Source organism: Longimicrobium sp., from assembly GCA_036389135.1.
GTDB lineage: Bacteria > Gemmatimonadota > Gemmatimonadetes > Longimicrobiales > Longimicrobiaceae > Longimicrobium.
The window spans coordinates 25,053-46,286 of record DASVQP010000062.1; the positions used below are offsets into that span (position 1 = coordinate 25,053).

Below are 21,234 nucleotides of genomic sequence, written 5' to 3' on the forward strand. Positions count from 1 at the left end.
GTTGTCAGGGCACCAGGTACGTCTCGTGGTACCGCACCGTGTTGGGATCGAAGTACGTACAGCTCCCCTGCCACGGCGTCGTGATCGCCTTGCCCACGATGGACCGCCCGTACTTCACCCCGATCCCCGCCGTGGACGACGAGCCGTAGCCCGTGCCGTTGCAGAGGCTCTGGCCCCACCGGCCGGCCGGATCGTTCATCGTGTAGTTGGTGCCGTCGTTGCCGATCAGCAGCATCACGTGGCCAGAGCTGGTGAACTTGCCGTGGATGATGACGGGCCGCCCCTTGTTGAGCTCGGCCTCCATCTCGGGGACCGAGCCGGTCTCCATGTGCACCCGGATGCGCTGCTTGAGCCCGGCGCGGGCGGCCAGCTTGTTGAAGATCGTGTCGAACTTGAACTCGTCCTGCGACAGCTTGCGGAACTCGGTGTAGATCTGGTCCGGCGTGTAGTTGGCCCCGTAGTACTTCAGGAGCATCGCCATGGTGGTGTTGGCGCAGGTGGCGCCTGGCTCGTACGTGTTGGCGTACTGGTAGAAGTACGGCACGTTGGGCACCAGGTCCGCGATGGTGATGTCCTTGTAGAAGCCCGCCACCTGCGTGCCCGCCGAGTTGTAGCCGCGCAGATAGATGCGCCGCACCCCCACGCCGCTGAACTTGTACTTCACGGGGAAGAAGTTCGCGCGGTCCGTGCTGGAGCCCAGCAGGTACGTGCCGTCGGCGAAGTACTTCACCGTCACGATGTCGCTGGTCGCGTCCGCCTTGAAGGTCACCGGGTTGGTGGCGTAGTTCCCCGTGGGGAAGACCCAGGCGACCGTCGCGGTGCCGGCGAGCGTCTTCGACGGCGCCTCGGGCGCGGTGATCCGCGATCCGCTTCCGTCGCAGGCCGGGAGGGAGGCGAGTACGGCGAGGAGCGCCAGGCCGCGCAGCGCGCGTCCCCCGCGGGTGGATCCCAGCGCCTTCCCGGATTGTGGATAGTTCATACGGTTCCCGGCAGTTCAGGTGGCGGAACGCTTCGGTGGGATCGTGTGTGAGGGAATATCCATACCGGAAAAGGGATGGGAAAGCGCGTTTGCCGGCTGCCCATCCAACCCCCTGCGCCGCAACGGGATCGGCCCACGCGCAGCCGCCTCGCGGCGCGCGCGCTGATTTTCCGCGCCGGAGCAATATGGTGCGATCCGCACAGATTGGTGCATGCCGGCCCGTCCACAGCCCACCGCTTCAGGGAGCCCAGACGGGGTCGAAGTCGTCGCCGTCGGCGTTCGTCAGGCGAGTGGGGCGCGATCCATCGGCGCGGGCCAGGTAAAGCTCCGCGTTGCCATCGCGCGTGGATACGAAAGCCAGGTAGCGGCCGTCGCGCGACCACGCGGGGGTGTCGTCACCGCCCTTTGCGCCCGCATGGACCTCGCGGACGCGCACGCCGTCCTGGATGCGGATGCGCGCGGGCTGGCCCGAGCGCTTCAGCACGTAGGCGATGCGTCCGTCGGGCGACCACACGGGCTGCGCCTCGACGGTGCCGGGAAGGGTGTCCTCGCGCGTCAGGCGCCGCTGGTTCCCGCCATCCGCATCCATCACCCAGAGCCGGTCCGCGCCCTGGCGGTCGCTCACGAAGACGATGCGCCTGCCGTCCGGCGACCAGCGCGCGCCCCAGTGGTCGCGCGCGTCGTGCGTGAGCCGCTCGGGCGCGCTCCCGTCCGCGCGCATGCGAAAGATCTGCAGCCCATCGCGCGTGCGGCTGCTGTGGAAGATCACCCACTCGCCAGACGGGGAGACCTCGGGCGAGTAGTTGCCTTCCGGATTGTCGGTGAGGCGCACCGGAGCGCCGCCATCGCGGCTGGCGCGGTACAGGTCGCGGAAGCTGGCCGAGTCGCTCTCGTACACCACCCATCGTCCGTCGCGCGACCAGCTCGGGCTGCGCACCCGGACGCCGCGGGCCCCCACCGGCCGCGCCGCGCCGCCCGCCAGCGGCACCACCACGAGCTGCGACAGCCGCACCGCCGCCGACAGCCGCCGCGCCGCCACCCCCACCATCTCCCGCCCGTCGGGCGAGAGCGGGCCCGTGAAGTCGTCGACCTCGGGGCTGTTCGTCATCCGCAGGAGCGGCGTGCCGGTGGGCCGGATCCGGTACAGCTCCGCGTTCCCGTGCCGCTTCGACGAGAAGACGATGCTCCCCGCAATCTTCGCCCGCTCCGCGACCGACAGCGTGTCCCCCGCCCCCGCCACCCGCGTCTTCAGCTCGCCGCCCCCGCAGGCCGCCACGATCAGCGCGGCGAGAACGACGAACGGCAGCCTCACACAGAGCCACAGAGAGAGGGGCGAGAACAACAGAAGATGTTCTTCCGTGCCTTGCAGTTCCCTCTGTGCCCTCTGTGTGAGGCTGTTTTCACTGCATGCGCACAGCATCGGCGATGATGGTGCCGGCCGCGGTGGTGTAGCGCGAGATGTACACCTTGTTCCACCCGGCAGTGAAGGCGTACGTCCCGATCGTGTTCCACTTGCCGCCGTTGAGCGTCTGGTTGACGTTCAGCCGGCCGAGCTCCGTACCCGCGGCGTTGTAGCTGATGACCGGCACCGACGTGGACCGGTTCGTCCCCGCCGTCCACCAGAACGACACGGTCTTGGTGGCCGCGGCGGGGAGGTAGAACCAGAACGTCGCGCCGTCCGTCACCGGCGAGGCGGAGACGTAGCGGTAGTCCGTCTTGTACTTGTCCGTGGCGCTGGTGCCGGTGCTCCAGCTGGTGGAAGCCTCGAAACGCCCGCGCACCGCGTCGCGGTCCGTGTCGTTCAGGTTGTACGTGGCGTTGTTGTCCACCAGCACCACGTCCTCGCGCGCGCGGCACTGGCGCACCTGGTCCATGAAGCTGGCCCAGCTGAAGCCCGCACCCGGGTCCTCCAGGTACTCGCGCCCGTTGATGCCGGTCGCCGGGTCGCCGTCCAGGTTGCCGCGCCGGCTCTCGGAGACGTCCGCGTGCCCGATGATGTGCTGGCGGTCCACCGGAAGGCGGTTGTCGCGCGTGATGTCGCACACCAGCGCGGCCGTGCGGCTGAGCTGCGCGGCGGGGCGCGTCTGCCGCCCGTCGCCCGCCTGCTCGATGCCGATGGTGAAGCCGTTCACCCAGCGGTTGGCGAACTCGGCGCAGTGGATCTCGTTCTCCGGCAGGATGCTGGCGTTGTTGGCGCAGTCGTAGTTGGGGCTCCCGGCGTGGTGCGCGGCCGAGTCCTCCGTCACCATCTGCGACACCTCCACGTAGCCGGAGGCGTTGACCGCGTCGTCCACCACGTAGTGCGCGCTGCTGTTGCCGGTGTTCGCGCGGTCGGTGGAGAGCCAGCTTCGGCACCCCGTGTAGCTGCTGTACGAGTACGTGCCGCAGATGTGCACCACCACCATGTGCAGCGGGGTCGGGCGCGGCTGCATGCGGTTGCCGCCGGTGCCCTCGTCGTCCAGCGCCGGCCACGACACCGTGCCCGCGACCGGCCAGTCCGGCGCCAGCGCGGCGGACGAGACGCTCGCCGAACGCTGGAACGCGGGGCGCCCCACCTGCTGGCCGGGAAGCGTGGCGCGCAGCTGCGTGTTGCTCGCCTGTACCCCGTTGCGCAGCGTGGCGTAGACGCGGTCGTGCACGTACACGGACTGGCTGCGCTCGTCGCCCAGGCTGGCGTAGCGTGCGACGGCCGGCGCCCAGCCCGCCAGGTCCGGCCCGCTCACCCCCAGCTCCTGCCCGTAGTGCGCCAGCAGCGCCGCCCCCGCGCGGATCCCCGACTCCACGTCCGTGTCGATCTTCTCCGCGGGCACCCCGGCGAGGCGCGCGGCAAGTGGGACCTGGTGCGCATCGAGACCCATGACGCCGTGCTGGAACGGAGCGTCGCTCTCGTGGCCCGGTTCGCCCACGGACCAGCGGGTCTCCTCGTAGCTGACGGCCTTGAGGAGGTCGGCGCGCACCCCGAACTCCGCCGCCGCCCGCGCGAACATCGCGTCGAGCTGCGTGCGGGCCGGCGCGTCCGTCCCAGGCGACTTCACGCTTGGGTTGATGACTTCGTCCTGGCAGCCCGCCAGGAGCGCGAACGCACCCAGCGCCGCAATGTGTCGGAAACGCATGGAGCGCACCTTGGATGTGGAGAGTGAGCGGCCGGCTCCCGTCCGGAACGCCCGGGGGGGAAGGGGGAGCAGGGGAATATCCGTACCGAAAACGTGCGCAGCCCGATGCCCGCGTCCCCACTCAGGCAAGTGTCTGCGGCTCAACAAGATCGATCAAACCGGACTCGCTCCTATATCCCAGCCTCCCAGTCCCGCAACCGTTTCGAATTGGTGCGCATCGCCCAATCTGGTGCAGCGCGGACGACGAACAGCATCACACGGAGGCCACAGAGGGAACTGCAAGCCACAGAGAAAAACTCCTTGCTGTTCTCTCTGTGGCTCTGTGTGAGGCCGCTGTTCCCTCTGACCCCTTTCGGAAGCTCGTTCACCCGTTAAAGTGTCTGCGTGCTCCGCGACGGCGGGGCGCAGGAACCATCGGGAGAGAACAATGACCGAGCCGTTCGAGCAGCGGTACGAAGACGTGTTGCAGAACATCGAGGCCCCCATCGTCGAGCTCTACCGCGCCGACCCGGCGCTCGTGGACTACGAGGTGGATTCCGGCCTCGGAGCGCTGATCGCGCACTACACGGCCGAGCTACAGGGCCGCCCGCCGCCGGGTGCCCCCTCGGATGCGAACCGGCGGCTCGTGTTCGAGGCGGTGCTGGAGGCGTGCGAGTGGCGGCTTGGACGCGGCCCGGACGCCGGCGGCGAGCTGAATACCACAGAGGAGATCATCGCCTGCCTGAAGCGCGTGCGGAAGTCGGCGCAGCGCTGGACCAAGCGCGGGGGACGCCAGGGCTACCTCACCTTCGTCTCCCGCTTCATCCCGTAGTCGCGGCCCCTCCTCCGTTTTCGGGCCCTGCGCTTCGCCCGCGTGCCCTATTTACGAACAGCGGTCCTCACACGGAGGCGCGGAGAGAGCTTCTCCGCGCCTCCGCGTCTTTGCGCGCCAACCACCTCCGTGACGAAAAAGGCGCGCCGCAGACCGCAATGGGACACCGCGCAAACCGATGTGGGAGGCACACTTGCAAGTCGCTGGTGTGCGGCGCGGGTTCTGCCTATGTTCGGGCAGCCTTGTAAAGCTGCGGAGCGAAATCCAGCCTACACGCGAGCCTTGAATCGGAGAATGCCGAAATGGAGAACCAGACGGGGACGGAGAGCGAAGCGACGCTGGATCAGTGGGAGCTACAGCGGCTCCGGCGCAACGAGCGGCTAATCGCCGCCGGAATACGCCCGCCGTCCTGCCACCCCTGGCCCCCGCCGGAATTCGAGACGCTCAAGCCGCGCTTCTACCGCGTGCGACGGCTGTGGTGGCCTGTACGCAGATACCTGCGGCGTTTTTTGTGATCTTGTTCCTCGACGCCAGCGCGCTCGTGAAGCTTTACCACGATGAGACTGGCGCTGAAACCATGCGTGAGCTGTTCCAACGGCGTGACCTAAAGGGTTCCTTCTTCGTGTCCGAACTCGTGGCGCTGGAGGTGGTGGTACGCCTTACCAGGGGCGCCAGGGCGGGCGGACGAATGACGCGCCGTAGGCTCGGCCGTTTGTTGAAAGCGCACGCGGATCACCGTCGCACATATCTCACCGTCCTTGGGGTCGAGACGGAGTTGGTCGGAGAGGCCGAGTCCATTGCTATCGAATACAGTGACTCCGGTGCGGGTACGCTCGACCTGCTCCACACCGCGTCAGCCAGGCAGGCGCGAGAGATCGCCAACGAGCCGCTCGTGTTCGTTGCCGCGGACCGCAAGCTGCGATCTCTAGCGGAGCGGATCGGCTTCCGGACCTTCGATCCAGAGAACGGTGATCCGACACTGCTCTCACCTTCCCGCCCGGTCGCGGAATGACGCTTTCGATGGTGGCGGGCGGCCGGCGGCTGGAGTACGCGTGGATCGGCCCGGGGCCGGAGGCCGCGCCGACGCTCGTGTTCCTTCACGAGGGGCTCGGATCGCTGGCGGGGTGGCGCGACTTTCCCGCGGCGCTGGCGGCGGCGACCGGGTTCGGTGCGCTGGTCTACAGCCGCGCCGGGTATGGCGGATCGGGCCCCGCCAGGCTGCCGCGCACCGTCCGCTTCATGCACGACGAGGCCGAGGTGCTGGGGGAGGTGCTGGATGCGGCCCGGGTGCGCGACGCGGTGCTGGTGGGGCACAGCGACGGCGCATCCATCGCCATCATCCACGCGGGGAGCGCGGGCGGCACCCGCGTACGCGCGCTGGTGCTGGAGGCGCCGCACGTCTTCACCGAGCCGGAGGGGCTGGCGAGCATCGCCCGCATCGCGGGTACGTACCGCACCACCGACCTCCCCCGGCGCCTGGCGAAGTACCACGGTGACAACACGGAGGGCGCGTTCTGGGGATGGAACCGCGTGTGGCTGCACCCGGAGTTCCGCGCCTGGAACATCGAGGAGTACCTGGGCTCCATCCGCGTCCCCACCCTCGTCATCCAGGGTGAGGACGACGAGTACGGGACGATGCGCCAGGTGGAGGCAATCCAGCGCCAGCTCGCCGGCCCCGCCGAGATCCTCGTCCTCCCCAACTGCGGCCACGCGCCGCACCGCGACCAGCGCGAGCGGGTGCTGGCGGAGATGGCGCGGTTCGTCCAGGAGCGCGTGGGTGCGCGTCCGGGGTAGTCTCACGCAGAGGCGCGGAGACGCGGAGAGAACAACAGAAACAGCCTCACACAGAGAACACAGAGGGAACTGCAAGCCACAGGGAAAAAGCCTTTCAGTTGTTCTCCTCTGTGGCTCTGTGTCTCTGAGCCATGCAGTTGCCGTTCTCTCCTGCGTCTCCGCGCCTCTGCGTGAGACCCGCCGTTCGTGCGCCCAAAGTGAACAGAGGCTTCCGCCCGCGCGGCTTACTCGATAGAATCCGCTCCGTTCCGGGCGCTCCGTGCGGGTGCCGCGAGAGATGAGAGCCTGAGCAGGGATACAGATGGCCGGGCACCGACCCGAAAACCCGCTGATCGTCCAGAGCGACCAGACGGTGCTAGCCGAGGTGGCGAGCCCGCGCTTCCAGGAGGCGCGCGACCGGCTGGCGCGCTTCGCCGAGCTGGTGAAGTCGCCCGAGCACGTGCACACCTACCGCATCACCCCGCTCTCGGTGTGGAACGCCTGCGCCGCGGGCGCCGATCCGGCCGAGATCGTGGAGGGACTGCGCGACCTGGCGAAGTACCCGGTACCCGCCAACGTGGAGTCGTCCATCCGCGACGCCGCGTCGCGCTACGGGCGGCTGCGGCTGGTGCGCGACGCGGAGGGGCTGGTGCTGTGCGGCGACGATCCCGCGCTCGTGGAGCTGGTGTCGCGCATCAAGGGGGTGGAGCCGCACCTGGGGGAGCGCCTCTCGCCCACCGCCTTCCGCATCCCTCCGGCGGAGCGCGGGCGCATCAAGCAGGCGCTGGTGAAGGCCGGGTGGCCGGCGGAGGACGTGGCCGGCTACACCCCCGGCGAGCCGCTTCCCATCGCCCTGCGCACCGTCACGCGCGGCGGCGAGCCCTTCGCCCTGCGCGCGTACCAGGAAGATGCGGCCGCCGCCTTCCACGCGGGCGGGTCGGAGCGGGGCGGCTCGGGGGTGGTCGTACTCCCCTGCGGCGCGGGGAAGACGGTGGTGGGGATGGAGTGCATGGCGCGCGTGGGGAGCTCCACGCTGGTGCTCACCACCAGCGTGACCGCCGTGCGCCAGTGGATTCGCGAGATCCTGGACCGCACCACCCTGCACGAAGACCAGGTGGGGGAGTACACCGGGCAGGCCAAGGACGTGAGGCCGGTGACCGTGGCCACCTACCAGGTGCTCACGCACCGCGACAGCCGCGAGGGCGCCTTCCGCCACCTGGAGCTGTTCGACCGGCGCGACTGGGGGCTGATCGTGTACGACGAGGTGCACCTCCTTCCCGCACCCGTCTTCCAGGTGACGGCCGGGCTGCAGGCGCGCCGCCGCCTGGGCCTCACCGCCACGCTGGTGCGCGAGGATGGCCGCGAGGACGACGTCTTCGCCCTCATCGGCCCCAAGAAGGCGGACGTTCCCTGGAAGGAGCTGGAGGGGCAGGGGTGGATCGCCCGCGCCACCTGCACGGAGGTGCGCGTCCCACTCTCCGAAGAGCTGCGGATGGAGTACGCCGTGTCCGAGCCGCGCGAGCAGTTCCGCGTCGCGTCGGAGAACCCGGAGAAGCTGGAGGTGGCGCGCCGCATCCTGGCGCTCCACCCCGGCGAGCCCGCGCTGCTGATAGGGATGTACGTGGACCAGGTGCAGAGCCTGGCGCGCGGGCTGGACGTGCCCGTGCTCACCGGGAGCACCGGGCAGCGGCGGCGCGACGTGCTGTACCGCGACTTCCGCGAGGGGCGCATCCCCGTGCTCGCCGTGTCGAAGGTGGCCAACTTCGCCGTGGACCTGCCCGACGCCGCGGTGGCGGTGCAGGTTTCGGGGACCTTTGGATCGCGGCAGGAGGAGGCGCAGCGGCTGGGGCGCATCCTGCGGCCCAAGAAGGGGGCCAACCAGGCCCACTTCTACACCCTGGTAAGCCGCGACACCGTGGAGCAGGACTTCGCCCTCAAGCGCCAGCTCTTCCTCTGCGAGCAGGGCTACGAGTACCGCATCGCCGACGCGGAGGAGATCGCCGGATGAAGCTGGCCGACCTGGACTGGCGGGGAATCCTGGCGACCCTCCCGGATTGGGAGGCGCTCTCCCCCGCCGCGCGCCGCGCCTTCGTGGAGGTGGAGCCCGCGGGGACCGCCGGGTCGGTGCTGGGAGCCGCGAAGGCGGAGCTGGAGAAAGCCGGGATGATTGCCGGGGCCGGGGCGCGGGGAACGCTGTGGGAGGCGACGCCGCGGTACCACGCGTTGCTCCTGGCGCTGCGGTCGATGCACGCCCTTCCGGTGCTCGCGATTCACGACGAGGCGCTTGCGGAGGCGTACGTCCGGGAGCATGTCACGAAGGCGGAGGCGACGCTGATGACCCGCCACCGGTTCGGGGGCGGGTTCGATTGGGTGAATCACCGCGACGCGGCAGAGCGCGCCTGGTCCTTCGACTGGGTGGACGGGTTCCTGGCGCAGCAGGACCTCCGCGCCGCGGTCAGGTGGGAGGCCAACCTCCTGACACCGGGCGAGCCTTCGCGTCTGGCCCGGAACGGGATCTTTGACCCGCTCCGGGCGCTGGTGCGCTCGTTCGCAGGCAATCCGCGCGGGATTTCCCTGGGCGGCATCCTTCCCGGGCTGGACGACGACACGCGGGCGGCGGTTCTATCGGCGGGGTTCCGCTACCTTCTTCTTTTCCCGGCGTTGCTCGGCGAAGAGCCGGAAGCGCGGGTGGGGCTCGCCCCGGGAGCCGCGCTGCGGATGGGGCCCGCGCCACCTGCACCAGAGGCCGTGCGGCCCGAGGAAAGTTTTGAAGCGCCTTACATGCTCGCCGACATGACGGCGGTCCTGGTGGAGGCGGCCACCTCACCCATCCCCCTGCGCGGCAGCGACGGCGCGCTGTACGCGCGGGCGCAGAAAGTACTGGCCTCGCGTCTTCAGCCGCTGCCGGAGTGGGTCGCCACTGCCGTGGGCAAGGGGCCGGGTGACGACTACGACGACGAGGAGGACGACGAACCCGAGGAAGACCGCGGGCGCCGCAACCCCGATTCCGAGCTATCCCACCGCACCGCCGCGGCCGCGCAGATGCTGCTCCGTTCCGCGCTCGCCACGACGCGGAAAGACAGGGGAGGCAAGTTCCACCTCGCCGCCACGAAGGCGGGCGAGCAGTGGCTGCGGCTCGGTGAGGGAGAGCGCCTCAGCGTGCTTCTCAAGGCTTTCCGCGCCTCGGACCAGCGCAATCCGCACGGCTGGTACGGCACGGAAAAGGGAACCGACTTCTTTCCCGCGCGGCTCGGGTTCGACCTGACCAAGGGCTCGGGGCTGGACCTGCGCGCCGCGACGTCCGCGGCGTTCCTCTCCGTCCCCGACGGCCAGGTGGTTCCACTCGAATACTTTCTGCACTTCCACGGGATCACGGCGAACCCCTTCCTGGTGCCGGGGATGCGCAAGATCCTGGACAAGACCTACTCTTCTTCGAAACCCACCACCCGCGAGGAGTGGGAGCTTCTCTGGGTCAACATGCTGAGGGTCTTCCTGGCGATGCGCCTCTTCCCCTTTGGCGGCGCGCGGCTGGCCCGCACGGCGGACGGTGTCGCTTGCGTGGGGCTGACGCCGGCCGGGCGCTACCTGCTGGGGGCGACGGACGCTTTCGAGTACGCGCCCCTGCCCGAAGGCGAGGTGCTGGTGCAGCCGGACTTCGAAATCGTCTTCCTTGCGCCCGCCCCGCGGCTGGAGCCGGAGGTGGCGCGCTTCGCCGACCGCATCGGCGCGGGGGTGGGGGCGCTCTTCCGCATCACGCGCGCTTCCGCGATCCGCGCGGCCGAGCAGGGGCTGACCGCTGACCACGTTGTGGGTTCGCTGGAGCAGGTCGCGCGCAGCGGGGTGCCCGCGAACGTCGCTCGCCAGGTGCGCGACTGGATCGGGAGCACCCGCAGGGTGAGCCTCCGCCCGGCCGTCCTCATCGAGTGCCCCGACGCCGACACCGCCGCGCGGGTGCGCTCCGCCGGCGGCAAGCAGGTGGAGGCGATCACGCCGACCGTGCTTCGCGTGAAGGCGCAGGGGAAGGACCGCGCCGCGCTCGTCAAGCGGCTCCGCGAGAAGGGGATCTTCGTTTCGGATTGATTCGCCCCTGAAACCGTGGGGCATCCGTTGTGCGCAGCGATGCGGGCGGGGAGCCGGGAAGTCCAACAGCCCGTGAGTACGTCGATGCGGAGAGCTCGGACGGCTGGTTGTGCCGTGGTTCTGGCGGTGCTGCTGGCGGGCGGTGTAGAGGGGCAGGAGTTCCGGGAGAACGTGGCGCACCCGTGCCAGGACTTCTGGATGCTCACGCGCACCGAGGTCGTGGACTGCCTGCGGCGCGACTACGCGGTGGCCGATGCCGAGCTGAACCGCGTGTACGCGGCGAAGATGGCCGGCCTTTCCGCCGCGGCGCGCAACGCGCTGCGCCAGGACCAGCGCGCCTGGCTCGTCCGCTACGACCGCGTGCTCACCGCGTACTACTCGCGCCCCTGGGCCAACCACTCCATCGCCAAGGTGCTCCCCTCGCAGATCCTCGCCGTGCGGCAGCGGACGGCGTACGTGCGGCGATTCAGGGGGTAGCGCCCATCCCGCGCAGCTTTCCCCGCGCGATCTCTTCGCGACGCTCGTTCGTGTTCAGCTCCAGGAAGCGGCGATAGTTGGCGATGGCCGCCGGCGTCTGTCCGCGCACCCGGTACACCTCTCCCAGATTGGCGTAGGCGATGGCGCGGTTGGGATCCAGCCGCACCGTCTCCCGCAGCTCCCGCTCCGCCCCCGCCAGGTCCCCGCTCTGGAAGAGCGCCCAGCCCAGCTGGTTGCGATAGTGCGCGTTGCGCGGCGCCGCCGCCACCGCCCGCCGGAACCCCGCCACCGCCGCCGGAAAGTCCCCGACCTCGAAACGCTGCTCCGCCTGGCGCGCCGCACTCGCCGCGGCGGGGCTCGAGGCGGGCGCGGGAGACCGCGGCAGCGTGGACGTGCCCGCGAAGGTGCCGCTGGCAGTTGGGGTCGTGCCTGGCTGTGCGGGAGGTGCTGCGCCGCCACCGGGTGCCGCGCCGGCGGCAGGGGCCGCGCCGGAGCCCGGCTGCTGCGCTGCTCCGGTCGCGGCCGGGTCCCCGCCGTCGGGGGCGCTCCAGGCGAGGGAGTCGGGCGTGCGCGCGGGCGGCGGGGTTGCGGCGGGCGGCGCGGCTGCCGTGGTCTGCTCGGCCGGGGGCGGTGCGTCCGGTGTGTCGCGCGACAGGGCCCACCACGCGCCGCCGCCCGCCAGCAGGAGCAGCGGAACCCCCACGAGCAGCGCGGGCGAGGCACTGCGTCCCGCTGGACGGCCAGTCACCGGCACACCTGCAGGCATCCGCTCCGCCAGGAGCGGCACCTCGCGCGTGGGGTCCACCAGGGGCGCTGGTTCGCGCACGGGCTCGGCGGCGGGCGTGGGTACGACAGGGGGAGGCACCACGACCTCCGGCGCCGCCGCGACCGGCTCGGGCGCGGGGAGCATCACCGTATCCGACGTGTCGGCGGGCACGACGACCGGCGGCGCGGCGGCGGGCGCGGCTTCGGCGCGGAGCGAGGTCAGCGCGGCGTCCAGCGCCTCCGCCATCTCGCCGGCATCGGAGAAGCGGCGCTCCGGGTCCAGCTCCATCGCCCTGCGGATGATCGGCTCGACCTGTTCCGGGATCGCGTCGAACGAGGGCGGTGTGGCCGGGTCCCCGCGCGTGAGGAGCCGAATCTGCTCGGGATCGAACGGACGCTCCCCAGTCAGCAGCTCGTACCCGATCACCCCCAGACTATAGACGTCGGACGCGGGGGAAAGGTCGCGCACGTCCTGGAGCTGCTCCGGCGATGCGTAGCGCGGCGACAGCGGCGCGGCACCCCGGGTCAGCTTCGTGAGCGACTGCTCGGCGTCGCGGATGCGCGCGATGCCGAAGTCGAGCACGCACACGCGGAAGCGCTCCTCGCGCTCCTGCTCCGCCAGGAAGATGTTGGCCGGCTTCACGTCGCGGTGGATGAGGCCGCCGCGGTGCCCCGCCGCGATCCCGTGCGCCGTGTCGCGGAGGATGCGCACCGCCGCGGGCGTCTCCAGCCGCTCGGGGCGCGCGAGCCGGCGCGACAGGTCTTCGCCACGCAGCAGCTCCATCACCAGGAAATCGAGCTCCAGGTCGGGATCGGTCCCCACGTCGTAGACGGTCACGACGTTGGGATGGTCCAGGCTGGCGGCGACGCGTGCCTCACGCTCGAAGCGGCGGCGCACCTGGTCGCGCGTCGCCGCGTCCGCCGCGACCACGGTGATGACCTTGACCGCCACGGTGCGCCCGAGGCGCTCGTCGTGGGCCCTGTACACGGCGGCAAAACCGCCCCTGCCGATCACTTCCTCGATCCGGTAGCGGCCCATCAGCGTGCGGCCGGCGAGGAGCCCTTCGAGTCCGGACATGGCGTCGGGTTGAGTCGTGGCGCGCGCGTTCCCCTGGGAATGCCACGTATCCGGCAAGATACGATCCGGGGGGAACGGAAATGCGTGAGAGCGTAGAACAGCGAAACCATCACACAGAGAGCACAGAGAGAACTGCAAGGCACGAAGAACCCCTTCTTGTAGTTCTTGCCGTTCCCCTCCGGGTCTCTGTGTGAAACGGCCGTTCGTCTTTTCGCCCTCACGCACTTCCCTTCCATCGCCTGCTCACTCAAACTACCTTGTCCCCCCACCCCCACCCCCGTTCCCAGCGCACGAACCCCCGCCATGCCCAAGTCCGTCCGCATCCTCCTGTGGAGCGCCGTAGCCGTGCTTGGCGCGGCGGCCATCGCGGTGATGGCGCTGCACAAAGGCGAGACCATCAACGCCGCCTGGCTGGTGGTGGCCGCGGTGTGCACCTACGCGGTGGCGTACCGCTTCTACGCGCGCTTCCTTGCCACGCGCGTCTTCGAGCTGGACGACCGCCGCGCCACCCCCTCCGAGCGGCTGGAGAACGGGGTGGACTTTGTGCCCACCCACCGATGGGTCCTCTTCGGCCACCACTTCGCGGCGATCGCGGGGGCGGGGCCGCTGGTGGGCCCGGTGCTCGCGGCGCAGTTTGGATACCTGCCGGGCACGCTCTGGCTGATCGTGGGCGTGGTGCTGGCGGGGGCGGTGCAGGACTTCATCATCCTCTTCGTCTCCATGCGCCGCGACGGCAAGTCGCTGGGGCAGATGGCGCGCGAGGAGATCAACACGACCGCCGGGATGATCTCCATGGTCGCCGTGCTCGCCATCATGGCGATCCTGCTGGCCGTGCTCGCGCTCATCGTCGTCAACGCGCTGGCGCATTCGCCCTGGGGGCTCTTCACCATCGCCTGCACCATCCCCATCGCCCTGCTGATGGGGTGGTGGATGCACGCCTTCCGCCCTGGCCGAGTGGGCGAGGCGTCGGCGATCGGGGTGGTGCTGGTGATGGCGGCGGTGGTGGCCGGCGGGTGGGTGGCAAAGGACCCCGCGTGGGCCGCCGTCTTCACCGTGGAGAAGACGACGCTCGTGTGGCTGATGGCGGGGTACGGCTTCGTCGCCTCGGTGCTCCCGGTGTGGGTCCTCCTCTGCCCGCGCGACTACCTGTCGACTTTCCTCAAGATCGGCACCGTCCTGGGGCTGGCGGTGGGGATCCTGGTGTCGCTCCCCGTCATCCACATGCCGGCGATGACGCGCTTCGTGGACGGCACGGGGCCGGTATTTAGCGGCAAGCTCTTCCCCTTCGCCTTCATCACCGTGGCGTGCGGCGCCATCAGCGGCTTCCACGCGCTGGTCGCCAGCGGCACGACGCCCAAGATGCTGGAGCGCGAGTCCGATGCGCGCCTCGTGGGCTACGGCGCCATGCTGATGGAGTCGTTCGTCGGCGTGATGGCGATGGTCGCCGCCTGCATCCTGGAGCCGGGCGTCTACTTCGCCATCAACGCCCCCGCCGGCGTCGTGGGCGCCACCGTCGAGACGGCCACGCGCACCATCGCCACCTGGGGCTTCGTCGTCACCCCCGAAGACATGACGCGCCTCGCCAGCGAGATGGGCGAGACGACGCTCCTGGCGCGCACCGGCGGCGCCCCGTCGCTGGCGGTGGGGATGTCGCAGATCTTCAGCGGCGTCTTTGGAGGGCCGGGGATGGCGGCGCTCTGGTACCACTTCGCCATCATGTTCGAGGCGCTCTTCATCCTCACCACCATCGACACCGGCACGCGCGTCGGCCGCTTCATGCTGCAGGAGCTGCTGGGGCACGTGTGGAAGCCGCTGGGGCGCACCTCCTGGTACCCCAGCATCGTCCTTTCCAGCGGGCTGATCGTCTTCGGCTGGGCCTACTTCCTCTACCAGGGCGTGGTGGACCCGCTGGGCGGCATCAACTCGCTCTGGCCGCTCTTCGGCATCTCCAACCAGCTCCTGGCCGCCGTCGCGCTGTGCGTGGGGACGACGGTGCTGATCAAGAGCGGCAAGGCGCGCTTCGCCTGGACGACGCTGCTGCCGCTGGCCTGGCTCTGCGCCGTCACCTTTACCGCCGGCTGGCAAAAGGTCTTCGCCGCCGACCCCAAGCTCGGCTTCCTTGCCCACGCCCGGATGATCCAGGCCCGCCTCGCCGCCGGGGAGCTCCCCCCCGGCGCCAAGACCATCGCCGACGCCCGCCACATGCTCTTCAACGACCGCCTGGACGCCGTCGTCGCGCTCGCCTTCATGGCCGTCGCGGTGCTGGTGATCGTCGTCTCGGTGCGCGAGTGGCTGCTCGTGCTCCGGCACCGTAAGCCGGCCGTGCTGCGCGAGGCGCCGTTCGTGGAGAGCGCGCTAGGCGTGGCGGGGGATTGACAGTCGCTAGCCGCCGGATTAGGTACCGAATCCCCGCCGCGCACCACTGAAACCGGGAAAGCTGATGAGCGAGCCGCGGATCGACATGCCACGCGACCAGATCGCCGCGTTCTGCCGCCGCCACGCCATTCGTGAGCTGCGGCTGTTCGGCTCGGTGCTCCGCGACGATTTTCGCGCGGATAGCGATGTGGATTTTCTCGTGGAGTTCGAGCCGGACGCGAGGGTCGGTCTTCTCACGCTCGCGCAGCTGGAGCTGGAACTCGGCGAACTCGTGGGTCGCAAGGCCGATCTCCGTACTGCTGCTGACTTGAGCCGCTACTTCCGGCAGGACGTGCTCAACGGCGCAACCGTGGTGTATGCGGCCTGAAGAGCGCGTTCGCCTCCTCCACATGCGCGATGCCGCGCGCGAGGCTATCGGCTTCGCGACGGGACGGACGCGTGACGATCTGGAGACAGATCGGCAGCTCCTGCTCGCCATCGTCAAGGATGTGGAGATCGTCGGTGAAGCGGCGAGCCGCTTGAGTGAGGAGTTCCGGATTCAGCATCCGGAGCTACCGTGGAAAGCGATCGTGGCGATGCGTAACCGGCTGGTCCACGCGTATTTCGACGTGGACCGCGACATCGTGTGGAACACCGTGACCATTGATCTGCCGTTCCTCGCATTCGTGGTGGAGGAGATTCTCAGAGCGTCCGATCCGTGACCAGGTTCGCAGCGCAAGCAGGTCACGGCAGAAGTTACTCGACGCTGATGCCAAATGGAGGTTATTGGTGGAATTTCCCGTCTTCGCGCGGCTATTTCGGACCAGCTTGCCAGCCGAAACCGTACTCGACAACCCAGGGGGCGGCACCTCCACAATCATGTGGTGCACCGAAGAGCGGGTTTGCTATAGGCGCGGGAGCCTGCGGCTCTATACCCGTCTTTGTGACCTGCACGCCGCGTACGACCATTTCGCTGGAAGAGAGGTGACGACTCAGCGCCTGAAGAGCTACGCCCCTGCGTTGTTTGATTCGGCTCGAAAGGGGCATGATTGTCACTGTACATTCTTCTTCCTTGCACTTACGCGCATGGGGTTGGTGACTGAAATCTGGGGACGAGGTCGGGCAGGATCACCGTTTGGGGTGACGATTGCCCCACAGCCCGATGATGCAGAGAGCGATTCCGCCGAGATGGAGTGCGCGTGGGTGGAAGAGGTTCGTCGCAGATTGGCTGAGGTCGATTCCGGCACGGCGGAGCTTATTCCTGCTGAGGAAGTTTTCGCGGAACTACGCCGCCGTCGTGCCGCGCTGGAGGAGGATGGCGAGGTCGGCGAACAATGGGGAATCGTACTCGACCAAGCTGAAAGGGCCGCGACCGGCGAGTCCGAAGCCGAGGAACGAATCAACGAACTGCTGCCAGACGTGGGCGACGAAACGCGGTGAAGGGTGGTAAGTCAATTACGACCTATCTGGTCGGGGCGTGAAGATGGAGGGGGCTGGACCGCGGCTGCGGTCCCGCCCCTTTTGTCGTTAACGCGCCCATGCTCAGCGCCGGAACAGGTAGCTGATCTTGAAGAACAGCCCGTCCGCGCGCGGCTGGAGCCCGTCGAAGCGGAACGCCTCGTCATCCGTCACCTCGCGGCCGTAGCCGAGGAAGGCGACGGTGCCGGGGGAGGGGCGGTAGCTCAGGAGGAGGTCCAGGCGCAGCGGGTTGAGCTGCGGCTCCAGGTACGAGGGGAGGTTGCCGCGGCGCACGCGGAACGGCTCGCCCTCGCGCAGGTACTCGCCGCCGTCGGGGGCGCGCAGGACGTCGACCTCCTCGACGGAGTACTGCGCGAGGCCGCGCACCGCCAGGGCGCGCGTGAGCTGGTACTCCACCCGCAGCCGCGGCACCAGCGCCCGCGAGTAGCGCCTGTCGTCCGAGGCGCGGCGCAGGACGGAGAAGCCCAGGCGCCCGTCCACGCGCAGCGACGGCGTGGGGCGCAGCGCCACCTCCGCCCCGATCCCGCTCTCCACGCCGCGCGTTCCCTCCGCGAAGATCGGCGTGGCGCCCACGAAGAGCTCCACGCCGATGTCAGCGGTCTTGAAGTGCGACGACTCCACCTCGAGCGAAATGCCGTGCAGCCCGCTCATGCGCGGGTTCGGCCCCACCAGCGAGTCGCCGGTCTCGGTACGGCCGCCCTGTCCGATGCGCGAGAAGCCGGCGTAGTCTCTGAAGTCGAGGGTGTAAAAGGCGCGCTGCACGCCCACCTCCACCCCCAGGTTCCCGCGCAGCGACGCGTTCGCCTCCAGGGAGAGCGCCCCCTCCACCGCCCCGTCACCCCGCCAGAAGCCGCGCCCGTCCCAGTACCGGCGGCCGCCCCCGCGCACGTCGAGGCGCTGGAGGAGGGCGCCGCGCGCGCCGTACCAGGAGACGCGGTTGCCCCCGGAGATCTCCGTGATCCCGCGCCGGCGCACGAAGCCCGTCTCGGTGCGGAAGCTGGAGGGGACGTCGCGCAGGGTGGCGAGGTAGCCCCAGCGCCGCCCCGTGCGGTCCAGATAGAGGTTCGCGATGTGCCCCACTTCGTCGTCGGTCGATACCGTCTGCTTCGCGCCGGGCGCGCCCGCCGAGTCGCGCCCGAACGGGTCCGCGACCCACGAGCGCGTCCAGCTCCCGCCGCCCAGCACCCCCGCCGTGTACACCCCGCCGAAACGGATGCGCGCGTCGGCCGCCGCCACGTGGTTGAAGGCGTCGCCGGTCTGGCGGCTGGTGGCGAGCGCGCCGAGGGTGGAGCCCGCCGACCCCACGTCGCGGCGCACGCGCGCGATGTGGACGACCGCCCGGTCGGCGCGCGGGGCGAAGCGGGCGGGGCGCGAGAGCGGAGCTTCGTCCACCACGCCCAGATAAGCCAGGTTCAGCGCCCCCACCTTGCCGGTGAGCCGCGCACCCACCGCCGGGTCCACCACCGAGCGGGTGTAGACCAGCGTCTCCGGGGTGGAAAAGAGGTCGGCGCCCTCCAGGAAGAAGGGGCGCTTCTCCTGCAGCGAGATGGCGAAGCGCTCGTTGACCGTGATCTGGTCCGCGTCCGCCTCGATGGTGGAGAAGTCGGGATTGACGGTGGCGTCGAGGGTCAGCTCGCTGGTGATGCCGTACTTGACGTTCACCCCCAGGTCGGGCTCGGTGGGCCCGCGCCGGAAGCCCGCCTCGCCGGTGCTCCCCTCGCGGCGCGCGGTGAGCGTGGGGTTGGCTTCGAAGAGACGCCCCGGCCGCAGCCCACGGATCCCGCGGAGCGTGCCGCTCTGCGCCAGCTCCGACGGCGTGCTCTGCAGGCGCGGCGCCCAGCTTTCCTGGGCCGCGGTGGCGGGGATCACGCGGATGACGTTGAAGCCCCAGCGCTGCTCGCCCCCCGCGGGAAACTTCAGGCTCTTGAGCGGGATGCGCAGCTCCACCTCGTAGCCGTCGCCGGTGAGGCGCCCGCGCGAGTCGAAGAGGAAGTCGGGGGCGAAGTCGGTCCCGCGCCCCTCCGCCAGAATGCCGTCCTGCTGGATCCCCAGCGGGTTGACGTAGAAGACGAAGGCGCGGCGCCGGTCCGCGAATGTGTCCAGCAGGATGCGGATGTGGTCGTCGCTGGTGATCTGGTCGCGCTCGGCGAGCGTGGACCGGATGCGCGACGGATCGGCGGCGTACGCGCGCACGCCGATGTAGAGGTCGCGCGGGGTGTAGAAGACGCGCACCTCCGTCCGCTCCGAGGCGGGCGATCCCTCCGCCGGGCGCGACTGCGTGAAGCTGCCGAGGAGCGCCGCGGTGGACCACGCCTCCTCGTCCAGCCGGCCGTCCACACGGATCTGTGCCGTCTCCACGCGCGGCGGGTCGGCCACGCGCTGAGTATCGGCCTGGAACGGCGAAGCCGCCACGAGAGCGGCGGCCAGGAGCGTTTCGATCATCTGCACACAGGGCGTTCGAGAGGTGCAAACTATAACTACACCGCCTCGCCCGGTCCACCACTCCCGGCCCCACGCACGACAAAAGGTCTCACGCGGAGTCACGGAGCCACAGAGCCACAGAGAGAACCGCAAAAGGCTTACTCCGTGGCTTTCAGTTCCTTCTGTGTTCTCTGTGTGATGCTTTTCTCGGTCGTTCTCTCCCTGCATCTCTGCGCACAAACACGGAGGCCCGGAGAGCGACGATGCTCTCCGGGCCTCCATCTTCACGTCCCGCGATTCACGCTAGCGGAAGGTGGCTACCGTCGCCGCGGTGGTGTTGAGCACGCGCGCGTTGTCCTCGTACTGCGCGGTCCCCATCACCTCGAGCGTGCCCGGGTGCGTCTTGAGCGGGCTCGACCAGTACTGGATGCGCGTGCAGTTGTTGCAGTTGTTGCCGTAGGCCATCACCGTGCGCCAGCTCTTGGACGGCGGGATGTAGCCGTGGCCGTACGCGTACGGAGTGGTGCTGGCGTCCACGAAGCGGTCGTGGCGGGCGCTCTGCAGGTGGCCCAGCTCGTGGCCGAACGAGTAGTAGCCCGTGATGCAGGTGTAGTGCGCCGCGGCGAACGCGCTGCTGGCCGTCGAGCCGATCCCCGCTGCCTGGCCGCACGCCTCGCTGTCGTTCACCACCAGGATCACCATGTCCGCCGCGTACGTGTTGCGCAGCGTGTGCACGTTGTCCATGATGCCGTCCGTGGTGCTGCGCAGCGCCGTGACGTGCTGGCTGAAGCTGCGGTTGGACTCGTTGTACGTGACCTGCACGCTGTGCACGCGCACCATGTTGATGTTGATGCCGCTGTTGACGTACGACTGGTTGGTCTCGTCCACCGCGAGCTGGATCTTGCTGGTGATGGTGCCGGCGGCGGTCGCGGCCGAGGCGGTGTACGCCACCAGCACGTTGATCGTCGTGGCGGCCGCCAGGCTGCTCGTGGTCGCCGGGGCGATCCCCAGGCTGCGCGAGGCGAGGGGGTTGCCGCCGAAGTCCTCAAGCGCGCCGCTCGGGTTGTCGGCCGTGTGCTCCTGCGGGAAGCCGCTCTGGTCGATGCGCGAGACGGCGTGCAGCCCGCCGCCGATGGGCTCCACGGCGTACGACGTGTTCCCCACGCGCACGGTGGCGGTCACGCCGCCGTCCATGAACACCATCTGAACCCAGCCCTCGGCGCCGCGTACGGGGCCGGCCCACGAGATGTCGTCGGCCGCACGGTTCACCACGCGCTCCCCCACGGCCACCACCTGAACGCCCGGGGCTACCGCCACGCGGACAGCGCCGCCCTGCTGGAGCATGCGCCCCGGCGCGGATGCCATGCGGGCAACGTGCACCTCGGCGGTACTGGAGCGGCCGCGGATGCTGGCCAGACGGTCGCGCTGCCCGGCGTTGAGCGCCGGCTGCGAGACGAGTGTGAGGAGGTTCTCCTGCGCCGCGGCGCTCATGGAGGTGCTGGTGTCCGAGGGGGTGATCTCGTCGCCCTGGCATGCCGCCAGGCCGAACGATGCCGCGAGGACCAACGCGAGGCGTGCTCTCATGGGTGCGTACTCCGAAAGGTGGGGTGAGGTGGGGATGCATCCACGCTCCCGCGGATTCGTGGGAAGCGTCGGATGTTTAGCGAGGTGTGATCGGATGCGGACAATAAGAGCGCCGAACCGTCTGGAAGTCAAGTGCTCCCACGAGCATAGAACGTATGTGCGGTGCTCGTGATTCGTGAGATCGGAGCGTGGTGCGCCAACACCCTTTGAGCGCCGGATTCTGCAACGATCGTTTTCAAATTGGGGAGCGGGTTTCGGCCGGATTCCACTGGATGGAAGGCGCGCGCGCGAGTATCCTTGCGTGCTACTCGAGCCTCAG

Annotated in this window: 16 protein-coding genes; 10 read left to right on the plus strand and 6 right to left on the minus strand. The window is 69.5% G+C overall.

Annotation, left to right across the window (positions count from 1 at the left end; genetic code table 11):
- Positions 1-4 precede the first annotated feature (4 nt).
- The 3 genes from VF584_14985 to VF584_14995 all read right to left on the minus strand — a co-directional run bounded on the left by VF584_14985 (position 5) and on the right by VF584_14995 (position 4,092).
- Positions 5-979: a C39 family peptidase gene (locus VF584_14985; protein HEX8211474.1), complete on the minus strand. Its 975-nt coding sequence runs from the start codon at positions 977-979 to the stop codon at positions 5-7.
- Positions 980-1,217: 238 nt separating this feature from the next.
- Positions 1,218-2,291, minus strand: a complete 1,074-nt coding sequence (locus tag VF584_14990) for a hypothetical protein (GenBank protein ID HEX8211475.1) — start codon at positions 2,289-2,291, stop codon at positions 1,218-1,220.
- An 88-nt stretch (positions 2,292-2,379) separates the two neighbouring features.
- On the minus strand, positions 2,380-4,092 hold the full coding sequence (locus VF584_14995) for an N-acetylmuramoyl-L-alanine amidase (GenBank protein HEX8211476.1): 1,713 nt from the start codon (positions 4,090-4,092) through the stop codon (positions 2,380-2,382).
- A 427-nt stretch (positions 4,093-4,519) separates the two neighbouring features.
- Here VF584_14995 and VF584_15000 point away from each other — a divergent pair, with 427 nt between their 5' ends.
- The 6 genes from VF584_15000 to VF584_15025 all read left to right on the plus strand — a co-directional run bounded on the left by VF584_15000 (position 4,520) and on the right by VF584_15025 (position 11,233).
- On the plus strand, positions 4,520-4,903 hold the full coding sequence (locus VF584_15000) for a hypothetical protein (protein HEX8211477.1): 384 nt from the start codon (positions 4,520-4,522) through the stop codon (positions 4,901-4,903).
- A gap of 511 nt (positions 4,904-5,414) precedes the next feature.
- Positions 5,415-5,915 (plus strand): type II toxin-antitoxin system VapC family toxin, encoded by a 501-nt coding sequence (locus VF584_15005; GenBank protein ID HEX8211478.1) that lies wholly within the window; start codon positions 5,415-5,417, stop codon positions 5,913-5,915.
- Positions 5,912-6,697, plus strand: coding sequence for an alpha/beta hydrolase (locus VF584_15010; protein ID HEX8211479.1), 786 nt, complete (start codon positions 5,912-5,914; stop codon positions 6,695-6,697). Before VF584_15005 ends, VF584_15010 begins: the two co-directional genes overlap by 4 nt.
- A 301-nt stretch (positions 6,698-6,998) precedes the next feature.
- Positions 6,999-8,684 (plus strand): DNA repair helicase XPB, encoded by a 1,686-nt coding sequence (locus VF584_15015; protein ID HEX8211480.1) that lies wholly within the window; start codon positions 6,999-7,001, stop codon positions 8,682-8,684.
- Complete coding sequence (locus VF584_15020) at positions 8,681-10,756, plus strand: helicase-associated domain-containing protein (protein HEX8211481.1); 2,076 nt, start codon at positions 8,681-8,683, stop codon at positions 10,754-10,756. Before VF584_15015 ends, VF584_15020 begins: the two co-directional genes overlap by 4 nt.
- 114 nt (positions 10,757-10,870) lie before the next feature.
- Entirely contained in the window at positions 10,871-11,233 is a 363-nt protein-coding gene (locus tag VF584_15025; GenBank protein ID HEX8211482.1) for a lysozyme inhibitor LprI family protein, read from the plus strand.
- Here the strand turns inward: VF584_15025 and VF584_15030 are convergent.
- Positions 11,223-13,076, minus strand: a complete 1,854-nt coding sequence (locus VF584_15030) for a serine/threonine-protein kinase (protein ID HEX8211483.1) — start codon at positions 13,074-13,076, stop codon at positions 11,223-11,225. The genes VF584_15025 and VF584_15030 overlap by 11 nt on opposite strands.
- Before the next feature lie 303 nt (positions 13,077-13,379).
- Between VF584_15030 and VF584_15035 the strand changes: the two genes are divergently transcribed.
- The 4 genes from VF584_15035 to VF584_15050 all read left to right on the plus strand — a co-directional run bounded on the left by VF584_15035 (position 13,380) and on the right by VF584_15050 (position 16,871).
- Positions 13,380-15,452, plus strand: a complete 2,073-nt coding sequence (locus tag VF584_15035) for a carbon starvation CstA family protein (protein ID HEX8211484.1) — start codon at positions 13,380-13,382, stop codon at positions 15,450-15,452.
- 64 nt (positions 15,453-15,516) lie between these two features.
- Entirely contained in the window at positions 15,517-15,819 is a 303-nt protein-coding gene (locus tag VF584_15040) for a nucleotidyltransferase domain-containing protein (GenBank protein ID HEX8211485.1), read from the plus strand.
- Positions 15,820-15,841: 22 nt separating this feature from the next.
- A complete protein-coding gene (locus VF584_15045) occupies positions 15,842-16,153 on the plus strand; it encodes a HepT-like ribonuclease domain-containing protein (GenBank protein HEX8211486.1) in 312 nt (103 codons plus the stop codon).
- A 67-nt stretch (positions 16,154-16,220) separates the two neighbouring features.
- A complete protein-coding gene (locus VF584_15050; protein HEX8211487.1) occupies positions 16,221-16,871 on the plus strand; it encodes an addiction module protein in 651 nt (216 codons plus the stop codon).
- Positions 16,872-16,973: 102 nt separating this feature from the next.
- On the opposite strand, the gene VF584_15055 is transcribed toward VF584_15050, so the two are convergent.
- Together VF584_15055 and VF584_15060 are read right to left on the minus strand one after the other, a co-directional pair.
- On the minus strand, positions 16,974-19,352 hold the full coding sequence (locus tag VF584_15055; GenBank protein HEX8211488.1) for a DUF5916 domain-containing protein: 2,379 nt from the start codon (positions 19,350-19,352) through the stop codon (positions 16,974-16,976).
- A gap of 282 nt (positions 19,353-19,634) precedes the next feature.
- On the minus strand, positions 19,635-20,915 hold the full coding sequence (locus VF584_15060) for a M12 family metallo-peptidase (GenBank protein ID HEX8211489.1): 1,281 nt from the start codon (positions 20,913-20,915) through the stop codon (positions 19,635-19,637).
- Between the last annotated feature and the right edge of the window lie 319 nt (positions 20,916-21,234).

Bases quoted from the DNA above. Each gene is read 5' to 3' on its own strand.
- VF584_15060 (HEX8211489.1), bottom strand. From the start codon at position 20,915: ATGAGAGCACGCCTCGCGTTGGTCCTCGCGGCATCGTTCGGCCTGGCG.
- VF584_15040 (HEX8211485.1), top strand. From the start codon at position 15,517: ATGAGCGAGCCGCGGATCGACATGCCACGCGACCAGATCGCCGCGTTC.
- VF584_14995 (HEX8211476.1), bottom strand. From the start codon at position 4,092: ATGCGTTTCCGACACATTGCGGCGCTGGGTGCGTTCGCGCTCCTGGCG.
- VF584_15020 (HEX8211481.1), top strand. From the start codon at position 8,681: ATGAAGCTGGCCGACCTGGACTGGCGGGGAATCCTGGCGACCCTCCCG.
- VF584_15000 (HEX8211477.1), top strand. From the start codon at position 4,520: ATGACCGAGCCGTTCGAGCAGCGGTACGAAGACGTGTTGCAGAACATC.
- VF584_15035 (HEX8211484.1), top strand. From the start codon at position 13,380: ATGCCCAAGTCCGTCCGCATCCTCCTGTGGAGCGCCGTAGCCGTGCTT.
- VF584_15055 (HEX8211488.1), bottom strand. From the start codon at position 19,352: ATGATCGAAACGCTCCTGGCCGCCGCTCTCGTGGCGGCTTCGCCGTTC.
- VF584_15045 (HEX8211486.1), top strand. From the start codon at position 15,842: ATGCGCGATGCCGCGCGCGAGGCTATCGGCTTCGCGACGGGACGGACG.
- VF584_14985 (HEX8211474.1), bottom strand. From the start codon at position 979: ATGAACTATCCACAATCCGGGAAGGCGCTGGGATCCACCCGCGGGGGA.
- VF584_15015 (HEX8211480.1), top strand. From the start codon at position 6,999: ATGGCCGGGCACCGACCCGAAAACCCGCTGATCGTCCAGAGCGACCAG.
- VF584_15010 (HEX8211479.1), top strand. From the start codon at position 5,912: ATGACGCTTTCGATGGTGGCGGGCGGCCGGCGGCTGGAGTACGCGTGG.
- VF584_15030 (HEX8211483.1), bottom strand. From the start codon at position 13,076: ATGTCCGGACTCGAAGGGCTCCTCGCCGGCCGCACGCTGATGGGCCGC.